The 13,663-nt window shown below is 45.6% G+C and carries 14 protein-coding genes; 10 read left to right on the top strand and 4 right to left on the bottom strand.

From position 1 onward, the window contains the following. Nucleotides 1-122: 122 nt before the first annotated feature. Together DCO16_RS09885 and DCO16_RS09880 are read right to left on the bottom strand one after the other, a co-directional pair. Entirely contained in the window at nucleotides 123-791 is a 669-nt protein-coding gene (locus DCO16_RS09885) for a 3'-5' exonuclease (RefSeq protein ID WP_173943483.1), read from the bottom strand. Beyond that, entirely contained in the window at nucleotides 781-2,685 is a 1,905-nt protein-coding gene (locus tag DCO16_RS09880; RefSeq protein ID WP_173943482.1) for a DUF294 nucleotidyltransferase-like domain-containing protein, read from the bottom strand. The genes DCO16_RS09885 and DCO16_RS09880 overlap by 11 nt, the downstream gene beginning before the upstream one ends. Nucleotides 2,686-2,832: 147 nt before the next feature. Between DCO16_RS09880 and DCO16_RS09875 the strand changes: the two genes are divergently transcribed. From DCO16_RS09875 to DCO16_RS09835, 9 genes are all read left to right on the top strand, one after another. Continuing rightward, nucleotides 2,833-4,092: a putative Na+/H+ antiporter gene (locus tag DCO16_RS09875; protein ID WP_173943481.1), complete on the top strand. Its 1,260-nt coding sequence runs from the start codon at nucleotides 2,833-2,835 to the stop codon at nucleotides 4,090-4,092. Between the two features lie 18 nt (nucleotides 4,093-4,110). Beyond that, nucleotides 4,111-4,764, top strand: a complete 654-nt coding sequence (locus tag DCO16_RS09870) for a VTT domain-containing protein (RefSeq protein ID WP_173943480.1) — start codon at nucleotides 4,111-4,113, stop codon at nucleotides 4,762-4,764. 19 nt (nucleotides 4,765-4,783) lie between these two features. After that, on the top strand, nucleotides 4,784-5,320 hold the full coding sequence (locus tag DCO16_RS09865) for a DUF2878 domain-containing protein (RefSeq protein WP_173943479.1): 537 nt from the start codon (nucleotides 4,784-4,786) through the stop codon (nucleotides 5,318-5,320). A 119-nt stretch (nucleotides 5,321-5,439) separates the two neighbouring features. Continuing rightward, on the top strand, nucleotides 5,440-6,534 hold the full coding sequence (gene recA / locus DCO16_RS09860; protein WP_173943867.1) for a recombinase RecA: 1,095 nt from the start codon (nucleotides 5,440-5,442) through the stop codon (nucleotides 6,532-6,534). A gap of 7 nt (nucleotides 6,535-6,541) precedes the next feature. Further along, the gene (locus tag DCO16_RS09855) at nucleotides 6,542-7,075 is read left to right on the top strand and encodes a regulatory protein RecX (protein WP_173943478.1); all 534 of its coding nucleotides are present in this window, start codon (nucleotides 6,542-6,544) and stop codon (nucleotides 7,073-7,075) included. Between the two features lie 159 nt (nucleotides 7,076-7,234). After that, the gene (sucC, locus tag DCO16_RS09850; RefSeq protein WP_173943477.1) at nucleotides 7,235-8,401 is read left to right on the top strand and encodes an ADP-forming succinate--CoA ligase subunit beta; all 1,167 of its coding nucleotides are present in this window, start codon (nucleotides 7,235-7,237) and stop codon (nucleotides 8,399-8,401) included. Nucleotides 8,402-8,419: 18 nt separating this feature from the next. Next, a complete protein-coding gene (sucD, locus tag DCO16_RS09845; protein WP_173943476.1) occupies nucleotides 8,420-9,313 on the top strand; it encodes a succinate--CoA ligase subunit alpha in 894 nt (297 codons plus the stop codon). An 85-nt stretch (nucleotides 9,314-9,398) separates the two neighbouring features. After that, nucleotides 9,399-10,106, top strand: coding sequence for a TerC family protein (locus DCO16_RS09840; RefSeq protein ID WP_173943475.1), 708 nt, complete (start codon nucleotides 9,399-9,401; stop codon nucleotides 10,104-10,106). A 121-nt stretch (nucleotides 10,107-10,227) separates the two neighbouring features. After that, complete coding sequence (locus DCO16_RS09835) at nucleotides 10,228-10,755, top strand: pilin (protein WP_173943474.1); 528 nt, start codon at nucleotides 10,228-10,230, stop codon at nucleotides 10,753-10,755. A gap of 105 nt (nucleotides 10,756-10,860) precedes the next feature. Here DCO16_RS09835 and moaC read toward each other — a convergent pair whose 3' ends face one another. Further along, a complete protein-coding gene (moaC, locus tag DCO16_RS09830) occupies nucleotides 10,861-11,337 on the bottom strand; it encodes a cyclic pyranopterin monophosphate synthase MoaC (RefSeq protein WP_173943473.1) in 477 nt (158 codons plus the stop codon). A gap of 23 nt (nucleotides 11,338-11,360) precedes the next feature. Between moaC and DCO16_RS09825 the strand changes: the two genes are divergently transcribed. Beyond that, a complete protein-coding gene (locus DCO16_RS09825; protein ID WP_173943472.1) occupies nucleotides 11,361-13,070 on the top strand; it encodes a M48 family metalloprotease in 1,710 nt (569 codons plus the stop codon). Here DCO16_RS09825 and DCO16_RS09820 read toward each other — a convergent pair. Next, on the bottom strand, nucleotides 13,047-13,652 hold the full coding sequence (locus DCO16_RS09820) for a DUF2946 family protein (RefSeq protein WP_173943471.1): 606 nt from the start codon (nucleotides 13,650-13,652) through the stop codon (nucleotides 13,047-13,049). The genes DCO16_RS09825 and DCO16_RS09820 overlap by 24 nt on opposite strands. Nucleotides 13,653-13,663 lie beyond the last annotated feature (11 nt).

Below are 13,663 nucleotides of genomic sequence, written 5' to 3'. Positions count from 1 at the left end.
CCGAAAATTACACAACTGCTAAGCTACAAAACTAGTGAATTATGGTTTCTAAAGGCCTTTATCCACATTAGTGATTTCCCTTACTTAATATTTGCACCATTTTAGGGCAAAAGATGGCCTTTTTATGACCCAGGAATCCAGCTCGCCTGACGACTCAATTTCCTTAGGCTAGCCCAAGAGTTCGCCTCTTTTTTAAGTTGGGGCCAGAGGCGCATTAAGAGCTCTGCGGTGGCAAAAGTATCGGCAGCTGCCTGGTGGCGGATAGCACATTCAATACCAAAATGGTTTAACCATTCATCTAGCGCTCTAATACTAGGGTTTACCCCAGTAATTTTGGCAAGCGGTTCAATATCTAGCCATTCATTTAGTAGGGGTTTAAGCCCAAATGCCTTAAATGCACGATGAATCATGGCTTCATCAAAAGGCGCATGAAATGCTAAGAGCGGGCAATCGCCAGCCCATTGTCGGAATCCTTCAAGAACTTCTTCTGGTGGTCGTCCCTCAGTCTGAGCTTGTCTGCCAATGTGGTGAATCAACACATTCTCTTTATTAGTAGGAATGTCTTGTTTTAAGACTGCTTCATAGCTGTCGCCAATCACAATCGAGACGTTCTCAAAATTTGAGCTCACTTCTACGGCTACGGCTGCAATTGCCAGTAAACGATCCGAGTAGGGATCTAGCCCACTCGTTTCAACATCAAGCACAATCCACCGTCGCGACTCGGGCGGCTTCGCTTGAAAGAGCTTACGAATGCTGTTTAACCAAGGCAGATCCCCCGGATTAGCGTGCATAGTCCAACTCAAGGCGCTGTTGTAAAGAACGCACTTGAAGAAGCGATTCTTTCAAAATTGTGCGATCCACCGCATTGAGTTTCTCAATATCAACCACATTCGGATTGCCATGGATGCGGGTTTCACCCATCTGAATTGCTAAGCGCTGGGTTTGCAAAAACTCAAAGGCTGTAATCCATGCGGCACTCTCTGACTCTGGGGCATGTAAGGCACGACCTACTGCCGCTAAACGTTCTCGGGTATTAATTACTTCAATACCATTCGCTAATGAATAAATGCGCGCTATGTCGACCATGATGGCAGCACCTTGCAACTTTAGATCAATCGTTTTCTGACCGTTGATATCAGTAGCCTCAAGTGCGCCAAACCAATTGAGGGGAACGCGTCTCTGCAGAGAGTTATCTGCAAGCTGTTTAATAAAGCGGGGAGTGGCTGCTGCCTGCTTTCGCACATAATCTTTTAAGGGTATGAGTAAATCAGCATTGCCAGCCAATGCCCTCAAGTCAAAAAAGATACTGGCATTTAATAAGCCCTGTGGATTACCTTGTTCTATCCAGCGCACAAAGCGAGCAAGCCATTCGCCTTGACGAAGGCATAGTTCTGGATTGCTAGCCATGATGTTGCCTTTGCAGAGTGGGTAGCCACAGGCATCAAGAGCCTCATTCACCTCTTTTGCAAAACTCAGGTAGATCGCAGCTTGGGCTGCTGAATCGGTATCTAAAAAAACTAAGGCATTGTCTTGATCGGTAGCAATCGTCTGCTCGCTTCGCCCCTCGGACCCCAGGGCAATCCAAGCGAAGTGAGCCATATTGACTTGATGCTTGCGGGCAGAGATCGCGATCAATTGCTCGGTCAGAACATCATTGAGGTGGCTGATTAAAGAGGTCAGTTGGCGAGCCTGAACACCTTGGCCTATTAAGTTGCGTGCAAACTTACGGATATCGTCTGCGCACTTTTTTAAAAGTGCCAGATCATCACTGTTTCGAATGGCTGTGCTAATACTATTGAGCGACAGTCGCTGCAAAGAAAAGAGATCACGCTCTGAAATAATGCCTACGAGCACGCCACGTTCTAAGATAGGTAAATGACGGATGTGGGAGCGGGACATCAGTAGGCTCGCCATTTCAGCACTATCGTCCACAGTCAGAGTTTTTACTTCAGTAGACATCACCGCAGATATGGGTGTGTTTAGGTCTAAATTAGCCAGAGTGACTCTGGACAGCACATCGTAGCGCGTCAAAATACCTAAGATACTTCGTTCATTTTCGATCACCAGAATGGAGCCCACTTTTTTCTCATGGATCAAAGTCAGTGCATCGCGTAGCGTGGTATGGGGTCCAGTAGTTAAAGGTTTTTTGAGGGCCAAGTCTCCCAGTCTGCTCTCGAGAGATTGCTCTGCGAGAGCCTGTGAGACGAAAACGTTACGTAAAGCAGTGCGGGATTCTTGGAGCAAACCCCAGATGCGATTATTTAAGAATTCACTAAATGGGGTTGAGCGGGCCGCTAGCTGGCGCATGGCCGCTACTGGGAAGAGCAAGCAAAAACAATCACCGACTGCACTATAAGTGGTAGACACCGGACGATTGGCAAATGCAGAGCCGATAGAAAATAAGTCACCCGCATCTAAGGAGAAAGCAGTTTCCTCAAGTCCTGGAATATCCCGTAGGCCTGAGACGCGACCTTGCCGAATAAAATATAAAAATGGTGGGGCGCCATCTGCTGGAGAAAGTATGACTTCTTGAGGGGCGAAGTAGGCCTCCCGCGATGACGTTAGAAAAAAATCAACCTCTTTTGCAGACATTTTTGAAAAAGGTAGATGCTTCATCACTTGTTGCCGCAAGTTTTGCACGAGACTATCCGAAGCGAAAGAAGTATTAGAGGCTTGCTCAGCCATGAATGAATCCCTGTTTAGATCAAAATGCTGCTGCTCTGGCGTATGTACTCATATAAAATGGGGTTATTAGCCTAATGATCATCATATGTCTGTTTTCTAGGCTTATCAATACAATACCAATTTAGCATTACAAAGGCCCACGTCACCATGACCCCGACCACCATCAATATTGTCAGTAGCGCTATTTTTGCAATAGCCGTCATCCATACGTTTTCCACGAAGTTTTTTGAGGGGCTTGCCCATAAACAACCGAGCCATGCTGGTATTTGGCATTTGCTTGGTGAGGTGGAAGTAGTATTTGGTTTTTGGGCGATGGTCTTGGTGTCCTTCTTCTTTGTCTACACCGGACAAGAAGCCACTATCACGTATCTCGAGAAACTCAATTTCACAGAGCCGCTATTTGTCTTTGTGATCATGATCATTGCGGCGAGCAAGCCTGTATTGGAGTTTTGTCTCTTTTTGGTTTTGCGTGTGACCGCTTTATTACCAGTCAAAAAGTCCGTTGGTTTTTTGTGGGTGACCCTCACACTCGTTCCTCTCTTGGGATCATTTATCACCGAGCCAGCTGCTATGACTGTGGCGGCCTTATTGCTGCGAGACTATTACTTCTCTAAGAGAATTTCCCCTAAGTTAATGTATGCCGCACTAGCGGTGCTCTTTGTGAATATTTCTATTGGTGGGGCGCTAACGCCTTATGCAGCACCACCGATATTGATGGTTGCTAAAACATGGAATTGGGATCTGATGTTTATGCTGCAAAACTTTGGCTGGCGCTCGGCGATTGCAGTAGTAGTGAACTCGACACTTTTAGCCTTCCTATTTTTTAAAGAGCTCAACGCATTCACTATCGCCCCGAATGAGAAAAAGATCGATGCCATTCCGGTAAGCGTGATTGCCATTCATTTAGCCTTTTTAGTTGCTGTAGTGGTTTCGGTGCACCATTCTGTTTTATTTATGGGCCTGTTCCTATTTTTTGTTGGCTATACCTCAGCGTATGCGCGTTATCAGAACAAACTGATTGTGCGAGAAAGCTTATTAGTGGCATTTTTCTTGGCCGGCTTAGTGGTGTTGGGCAGCCAGCAAAAATGGTGGCTACAGTCCTTATTAGTCAGCCTGGATTCCACTTCGGTCTATTACGGTGCTACGGCTCTCACAGCGATTACGGATAATGCAGCGATTACTTATTTAGGCTCTTTGGTAGAGGGTCTCTCCGATGAATTCAAATATTCTTTAGTTGCAGGCGCTTTGACTGGTGGAGGCTTGACGGTAATTGCCAATGCGCCTAATCCAGCAGGCTTTTCGATTCTGAAGTCGAGTTTTGATGAAGGTGCTATCAGCCCACTCTATTTATTCCTATATGCACTACCACCAACGATCATCGCGATCATCGCGTTTCGATTTATATAAGCGCAGCTAGGAATATTCTTGGACTTCACATCCCTCATCGATTTATTTTTACATCTAGATAAAAATTTAGCGCTCATTGCCAATGAGTGGGGGGTATGGATTTACGTTTTACTGTTTGCCATTATTTTTATTGAAACTGGCTTTGTGGTCATGCCGTTTTTGCCGGGTGACTCACTCCTCTTTGTAGCAGGAGCACTTGCAGCAGTAGGTGGCATGGACCTTACTATTCTGATGGCGCTACTGTCCGTTGCTGCGATTACCGGTGATGCTCTGAACTATTCTATCGGGAGATTTATTGGCAACAAGGTGTTCGCTTGGGAGAACTCACGTTGGTTTAATCGCAATGCCTTTGACCAAGCCCATGCCTTTTATGAAAAGTATGGTCCCATTACGATTGTGCTCGGTCGCTTTATGCCGTTCATTCGGACTTTTGCACCGTTTGTTGCTGGGGTAGCTCACATGCGTTACCCCGTATTTGCTTTCTATAATGTTGCTGGGGGACTCCTCTGGGTTTGTAGTCTCACAGGACTAGGTTTTTTGATCGGTGAGCATCCTTGGGTCAAAAGTAATTTCTCATTAGTTGCTTTAGCCATGATTGTGATTCCAGGATTACCGGCACTCTGGATTGTGACGAAAGAGATGTTGAAAAAATTACAGGCACGCTACAAGTAATCTGAAGATAAGATAATTTATGGCTAAATTTTGGAACTTTGTCTTTTTTCAGCTTGGGTGGTTTGCTTGCATTTTGGGCGCTGCGAATCACTTCATTTTTTGGCCTGTTCTCGCTACGCTGGCTTATATCGCGGTTTTTATTTGGCGAGCTGATAAACCTGCATCTGAGTTCCAGTTCATTTTGAAGGCAGTCATATTCGGAGTAAGTGCAGACTCACTTATTGCTTACTTAGGTTTTTTAAGTTTTGAAGGGTCTTGGCCAAGCGCCTATCTTTCACCGCTCTGGATGTGGACCCTCTGGGCTTTGCTGGCCACGACCATTAATGAATCTTTATCTTGGTTGCGGAAAAAACCCATATTGGCAGTGGTTTTAGGCGCAATTGCGGGACCTTTGTCGTATGAGGCTGGCATCAGAATGGGTGCCGGTGCATGGGGTCCTAGTGGTCAAATTGGGGGATTAGTACTCCTGGCGATCATTTGGGGGGTGGCAATGCCTCTGTTTTTCTATTGGACTCGACCCCTTGCAGGACCAGGACTACTCAATAATCCGTCATAAGGTTTTAAATTTGCTTGCAAAGAGTACTGTTTTTATATACAGTAACTCCCATGACATTCAAAAACAAAAAACCCGCAGGAAAAAGCCCCTTAAATAGCGAAAAGGAAGTACACATGGCCATGGATGATAAGAAAAAATCAGCCTCATCAGAGTTTGATGGGATGAGTGGAGACAAGCAAAAAGCCTTGACGGCAGCTTTGGCGCAAATTGAGAAGCAATTTGGCAAGGGCTCGATCATGAGATTGGGCGACGCAGAGATCCATCAAGATATTCAAGTGGTATCCAGTGGATCACTGGGTTTAGATATTGCTTTGGGAGTGGGTGGTTTAGCTCGTGGGCGCGTGATTGAGATTTACGGCCCTGAGTCCTCAGGAAAAACAACCTTAACTTTGCATGCTATTGCAGAGATGCAAAAAATTGGTGGGACTTGCGCCTTTATCGATGCTGAGCATGCTTTAGATGTTCAATATGCTTCGCGCCTAGGTGTCGATGTCAATAATTTATTAATCTCTCAGCCAGATACTGGTGAGCAGGCCTTAGAAATTACAGATGCCTTGGTGCGTTCCGGCTCGATTGATTTAATCGTGATTGACTCAGTGGCTGCTTTAGTTCCTAGAGCAGAAATCGAAGGCGATATGGGCGATTCATTACCTGGATTACAGGCACGTTTGATGAGTCAGGCTTTACGTAAGTTGACCGGTGCAATTAAGCGCACTAATACAACCGTGATCTTCATTAACCAGATTCGTATGAAGATTGGTGTCATGTTTGGATCCCCTGAAACCACCACTGGCGGTAATGCGTTGAAGTTTTATGCCTCTATGCGTTTAGACATTCGCCGTATTGGCGGTATCAAGAAGGGCGATGAAATCGTCGGCAATGAAACACGTGTCAAGGTAGTCAAGAACAAAGTATCTCCACCATTTCGCGAAGCAATTTTTGACATCATGTATGGTGCAGGTATTTCAAGAGAAGGCGAAATTATCGATATGGGCGTAGAGGCTGATATTGTAGAAAAGTCTGGTTCTTGGTATAGCTACAACGGCGATCGTATTGGTCAAGGTAAAGACAATGTGCGCGACTTCTTAAAAGAGAATCCAGCAATTTCACAAGATATTGAAGCCAAGATTCGTGCAAAACTAGGTGTGAAGAGCGGCACGGCTATCGTGAGTGATGTAGTGAATGACGTCTTAAGCGAAGAAGAGGAAGTGTAGTTACTTCATGTCTGCGTTAGGCAGTAAAAACAAGCAAAGCCCGAGCCTCAAAGCTCGGGCTTTGCGTCTTTTATCGATGCGTGAATACAGTCGCAAAGGCTTAGAGGCAAAGCTACAAGAATCTGTTGCGAGGATGCTCAAACTCAATCCACCTGAGGGCGACACAGAGGCAAGCAACTCCGATGAGCCTGTAAGTTTGCAAATTGCAGCAGTATTAGATGACTTCGAGGCGCGCGGCTGGCTTTCTGATCAGCGGTTTGCTGAAGCTTTAGTGAGGCGACGTAGCGAGCGTTTCGGTACCCGAAAAATACAAGATGAGTTGGCTCAAGCGGGGGTGGATAGTGCTCAAACAGCCGATTTATTAAGAAACCTGAAAGAAACAGAATATCAAAGAGCCCATGAGCTTTGGCTGCGTAAGTTTGGGGTCGTGGCGCAAGAGCAAAAGGAGAAAGCCCGACAATACCGTTTTTTGGCTTCTAAGGGCTTTAGTTCTGAAGTAGTTGGCAAGGTTGTCGCAGGGCGCATCCGCAAGGATGAGTAAGTAGCCAAATTACTCGATTGCGGCATTGCAGCATGATAGACTCACAGAGTTGGCCAAGTCCTTCATATTTATTCAATTTAGCTGACTCAGCCTAGGATTGAATCGGTAGGAGCTTAAAGCCTCACCGTTTGCTAAAAAGATACTGTTTCAGGAGTAATAATGAAAATTCATGAGTACCAGGGTAAAGAGCTTTTACGCCAATTTAATGTGCCTGTCCCTAATGGCATTCCAGCATTTAGCGTTGACGAGGCTATCAAGGTCGCTGAGAAATTAGGCGGCCCTGTATGGGTTGTTAAAGCACAAATTCATGCAGGTGGTCGCGGTAAAGGCGGCGGTGTGAAATTAGCGAAGAGCATGGATGAGGTAAAGAAATACGCTTCTGAAATTTTGGGGATGCAGCTCAAAACACATCAGACTGGTCCAGAAGGTCAAAAAGTAAATCGCCTGTTGATTGAAGATGGTGCAGATATTAAAAAAGAGTATTACTTCAGTATCGTGACTGATCGCGGCACACAGAAGAATGTGATCATGGCGTCCAGTGAAGGCGGCATGGATATTGAGGAAGTTGCCGAATCTCACCCAGAAAAAATTATCAAAGTGTTTGTTGATCCATTAATCGGCTTAACGGATGCGGATTGCCAAATCATTGCTAAGGGTATTGGCGTTCCAGATGCTTCCATTCCTATGGCAAGCGATGTGTTCAAGAACCTCTATAAAACCTATTGGGAAACCGATGCTTCATTGGTGGAGATCAACCCATTAATCCTTGAAGGGAATGGCAAGATTAAAGCCTTAGATGCGAAATTTAATTTCGACCCAAATGCTTTATTTCGTCATCCTGAGATCGTGGCTTATCGTGATATCGATGAAGAAGATCCAGCGGAAATTGAAGCCTCTAAATTTGATTTAGCCTACATCTCACTAGATGGCAATATTGGTTGCTTAGTCAATGGCGCCGGCCTTGCAATGGCAACAATGGATACCATCAAGTTATTCGGTGGTGAGCCAGCCAACTTCTTAGATGTGGGTGGTGGTGCTACTGCAGAAAAAGTGACCGAAGCGTTCAAGATCATGCTCAAGAATAAGAGCGTAGAAGCGATCTTAGTAAACATTTTTGGCGGCATTATGCGTTGCGATGTGATTGCGGATGGTGTGGTGAGTGCCTGTAAGGCAGTCAATCTCACCGTTCCTTTGGTTGTGCGCATGAAGGGTACAAATGAAGAGTTGGGCAAGAAGATTCTTGCAGACTCAGGCTTACCCATCATTAGTGCCGATTCAATGGCTGAGGCGGCTACCAAAGTAGTTGCTGCCGTTGCTAAAAAATAAATAATCAAGGAAATCAATATGTCTATTTTAGTGAATAAAAATACTAAAGTAATTACGCAAGGTATTACTGGTAAGACTGGGCAGTTCCATACTGAAAAATGCCAAGAGTACGCAAATGGTAAACACTGTTTTGTTGCTGGGGTGAATCCTAAAAAAGCAGGCGAGTCTATTTTTAATATTCCTATTTATGGAACAGTGAAAGAAGCTGCTCAACAAACCGGTGCAACGACTTCTGTGATCTATGTGCCGCCTCCGGGTGCTGCAGCTGCGATCTGGGAAGCGGTAGAAGCGGATCTCGATTTTGTTATTTGTATCACTGAGGGTGTGCCAGTCAAAGACATGCTGGAACTTCGGAATAAGATGCATGCAAAAGAAGCAGCTGGCGGTAAGAGAACCTTATTGCTGGGACCAAATTGTCCTGGAATCATCACTCCGGATGAAATCAAAATCGGCATCATGCCCGGCCATATTTGCAAGAAGGGTCGTATTGGTGTGGTGAGTCGCTCTGGCACCTTGACTTATGAGGCTGTGGGTCAATTAACGGCTCTTGGCTTAGGTCAATCCACTGCAGTCGGTATTGGTGGCGATCCCATTAATGGCTTGAAGCACATCGACATCATGAAGATGTTCAATGACGATCCAGATACGGATGCGGTCATCATGATTGGTGAAATCGGCGGGCCAGATGAAGCAGATGCAGCGCGCTGGTGCAAAGATAATATGAAAAAGCCCATCGTTGGCTTTATCGCGGGCGTCACGGCGCCTGCTGGAAAGCGCATGGGCCATGCAGGCGCATTGATTTCTGGCGGTGCTGATACAGCCGATGCGAAGCTGTCTGTAATGGAAGAATGCGGCTTCACTGTCACCAAGAATCCATCAGAAATGGCTGCCTTATTGAAGGCTATGTTGTAATAGTGTCTTAGAAGGGTGCTGGTCATACAGCATCCTTTTTGGTAGTGCCTAGTAGTTAAAACATAAAAAAACGTATGGAGAGAACATGGATTTTTCAGCATTTTCAGATGCCAGCTTTTGGGCGGCTCTGTTATCAATCATCGTCGCTAATATTTTATTGTCAGGCGACAACGCAGTCGTGATCGCTTTAGCATCTCGCAATTTACCCCCTCATCAACAAAAGAAAGCTATTTTTTGGGGTAGTGCTGCAGCGATTATTTTGCGTGTAGTACTGACTATTACGGCAGTTGCACTATTAACCCTCCCTTATTTAAAAATTATTGGCGGCTTACTGTTGCTATATATTGGAATTCAGCTGCTATCCGATAGTGGTGGTGAAGAAGATATGAAAGGTGAGTCTAGTATTTGGGCCGCCATCCGGACAATTTTGATTGCCGATCTAGTCATGAGTTTGGATAACGTATTAGCTGTTGCTGCAGCAGCTCAAAAAGGTCCACAAGAGACCCAGTTACTACTACTCATCATTGGTTTAGGTATGTCTATTCCACTGATCATTTTTGGTAGTGCTATGTTACTGAAGGTGATGGAGCGTTTCCCCATCATCATCACTCTAGGCGCAGGTTTACTTGGTTTATTGGCTGGCGGCATGTTGGTTGATGACCCTGCCATTAAAGAGAGTATTCAAGAGGCTCTAGGCGATGCGAAGTTAGCCTTTGAAGTAATTGGTATTGCGATTGTGATTCTTGTGGGAACTTACTTCAAGAAAAAAAATGCTGGTAAACACGCTCAATAGCTTAGTAAAGTATTAATCAGAAAAGCCAGCCCTTAAAGCCGGCTTTTCTTACATTGGCATCCCTTGAGTTCATTGGGTATAGACTGGATCATGAGACATTCAACCAAAGGAGCTTATGGAAATGTCAAAGCAAAGTCACGCAGCCTCGCAAACACAGCAAGATAAAAAACAGCACGAATCTGGCTTTACTTTAATTGAGGTAATGGTCGTGGTTGCCATTATCGGCATCCTAGTTGCAGTCGCAGTTCCGCAATATCAGGACTACATTGCCCGTAGCCGTATCGTAGAAGGTATGAATTTGTCTTCTAGCGCGAAGTTAGCCGTCACAGAGTCTTTTGCAAGTCGGGGCACGGTTGCAATGGATGATGCAACGAGTGGTTCCTTTACTTTTGTTCCTACCCGCAGTGTCAAGCTGATTGAAATCACACCCTCTGGGGCCATTGCAATTGATTATCAAAATAACGTTGCCCCTGAAGGGAAAAATACCCTTCATCTGATCCCGACGAATAATCCCGATGTCAATATTCCTAAACCAATTGATCTGTCTAAGCCTGAGGGATCTACTTGGGCTGGGGGCTGGTCTTGCCGCTCTGCAGAAACAAACTTACTTCCACAGCTTCTCCCCTCTGAGTGCCGTATTACTAAGTAATGCATTAAGCAAGTAAGGAAATAGGGGAATAAAGAAGTAAGAAATTAAGAAAAAATTAATCCACCCTCGGGTGGATTTTTATTGATGGTGATGCGATTACCGAGCTTAACTAGCCTTCCACTCTCCAGATTTCCCGCCACTCTTCTCAAGTAGCTTCACATTGCCCATCACCATGCCTCGGTCAACTGCTTTTGCCATGTCATAGATCGTGAGGAGGGCAACTTGGACTGCAGTCAGGGCTTCCATTTCTACACCGGTAGGCCCAGTCGTTTCCGCTCTGACTTGGCAAGTAATGCTGCTCTGTTCTGAGTTGAGTTGGAAGTCTAGACTTACGTGGCTTAAGGCTAGGGGGTGACACAGAGGAATGAGTTCGGAGGTTTTTTTAGAGGCCTGAATGCCTGCAATACGGGCAATACCCAGAACATCCCCCTTTTTATGACTTCCGGCCTCTATCATTTGAAAGGTTTCGGGCAGCATCGTAATCTTGCCGGTAGCGATGGCAATTCGGTGGGTATTGGGCTTATCGCCCACATTGACCATATGGGCTTGCCCACTGGCATCAAAATGAGTTAGTTTGTTCATGGGATAAGTTTTACCATAGAGGGATGGAAGTCATAAAGACAACGGAAAAAACACCGATTTTTAGGCGTATTGTGGCCTGTCAGTTAATTCTGTCTTTGGCCTGGCCAAGTGCGGGCTTTGTCTATGCTGCCGGTACCGCCTCTTCACCAATCGTAGGGGATGTCTCTGTTAAAGGAGATTCTGCAGCCTTGCAAAATCTGGGTAGAGCAGTGCAATCTCCGGATGCCCGATCTGCCAATTTACCAGCACGTAATGCTCCTCTGGTGCAGCCAACATTCATCTTGCCCGATATGGGTGATCCTGGGGGTGACTCATTAAGTCGCGTAGATGAGAAAAAATATGGCGAGATGATCATGCGCCAAATTCGGTCAGATCCGGATTATTCCAATGACTTGCCTATATATGATTTTTTAAATCAAATGGAGCAGCGTTTGTTGCAGGCCGCTAAGCGCTTGCAATTGGGTGGCGCTAATGAGCAAGGCAGTGGTGCGTATAACTTTGAAGTATTTGCAGTCAAAGACAGCAGCATTAATGCGTTTGCCTTGCCAGGTGGGTTTATTGGTTTTCATACGGGGTTGTTGGTGAGTGCTGAATCCGATTCCGAAGTGGCTTCAGTAATGGGTCATGAGACCGGACACGTATTGCAGCGTCACTTAGCTCGCCAAATGGACAAGCAGACTACTAATATGATGATTGCTCTGGCGGGTATTTTATTAGGCGCCCTTGCCGCCTCTCGTAACCCCGGCGCAGCATCTGGGCTTATGCAGGGTGGTCAAGCTGTTGCTGTCAATAATCAACTTTCCTATTCTAGGGATGCAGAGCGTGAAGCAGATCGTATTGGCTTTCAGATTTTGGCAGAGAGTGGATATGACGTGAATGGCGCTCCGGGATTTTTTCAACGTCTGCAAAAAGCCACTGGGGTCATGGATAAGGGCGTGCCATCTTATGTACGCACCCATCCTTTAACGACCGATCGTATTGCAGATATGCAAGACCGAGTGCGCAATATACCCAATCGAACTGTGTCGACAGCCATAGAATTTTATTTTATTAAAGCACGTGCTCGTATGGAGCAGTCTGGCAGTTCAAGCGGTATGTTTGATTTGCGAAATACTTTTGAAAGCCTGAGTAAGAATGCAAATCCAGGAAAGCAAATGGAAGGCTTATATGGACTGGCATTGATTGCTCAGAAACAAGGCAAGATAGATCAGGCAACTACATATTTACAGCAAGCCCGCAACTTAGCTAATGGTGCTAATAAGCCTGGGTCACCTATTCAAAGTCAGAGTCTGTCCTTAGATATTACGAGCTCTGAATTAGCGCTCGCTAAAGGTAGGAATGAGGAAGCATTGCAGTTAGCGCAGACCACTTTACGCGCTTATCCACAGTCTTATGCAGCCGGGGCTGCCATGATCAATGCCTATCTCAAATTGGGCCGCACAAACGATGCCATTACCTGGCTAAAAGCGCGCACGCGAGCTCAACCTGGGGAAGTAGTGTGGTGGGGGATGTTATCGAATGCCTATGAGCAAGCTAAGAATATTCCAATGCGCCACTATGCCTTGGGAGAAAAATATGCGCTAGAGGGAGCCTGGCCATCGGCTATTGAGCAATTAAAGATAGCGAGATCAGCAGGTACTGTGGATTTTTACCAAGGATCCAGTATTGATGCACGACTACGCGAAATGCAAAAGCAATATCAGGAAGAATTAAAGGAGCAGGGTAGGGGGTAGTTCATCCAAGGTGTTATTAGGCACCTTCACAAAGTGAAAGCGCTCACTTAATTCAGCAGAATGAATCGGCTCAATCGGAAGCTCTTGACCATCCCAATTCCAAGAACCTCTAAAGCTACACGCATCTTCGTACACCTTTGCCTGACTAGAGAATAAATCTAAGTCATGATCATGCAAGAGCGCAACAGAGAGCGTTTCTTGCTGTACTAAGCCAGTAATATAGATATTGCCAATTTCATCACTGAGAGCACTTAAGGGTTTGATCGGTGTATTGCACTGAGTCATTAGTTGCATGCCAGTAGCGCTAGGAATCATGCGTGCAATCCAGGGCGTGGCATCGAGCGTAACAAATACCCTTTGCGGACCATTTTGAAAAAAGTATCTTCCTTGATCATCATGCGCGTAATTTCTGGAAATATATTCTTTAAGGCCAACATGCTCAATGACTTTTCCTGGTAATTGATGCATCTGGGCGTATTCATCACGCATACGCCATTGCCCTCGGCGATCTAGTGCTAGCCAAGCAAAGCAATCAGGAACTTGAGGCCACTTGATCAGTGAGCGTAGTACTTGCTCATCCATGGATGAGTTAC

The sequence above is a fragment of the Polynucleobacter antarcticus genome, from assembly GCF_013307245.1.
GTDB lineage: Bacteria > Pseudomonadota > Gammaproteobacteria > Burkholderiales > Burkholderiaceae > Polynucleobacter > Polynucleobacter antarcticus.
This window is presented reverse-complemented; position numbering and strand designations above follow the sequence as displayed.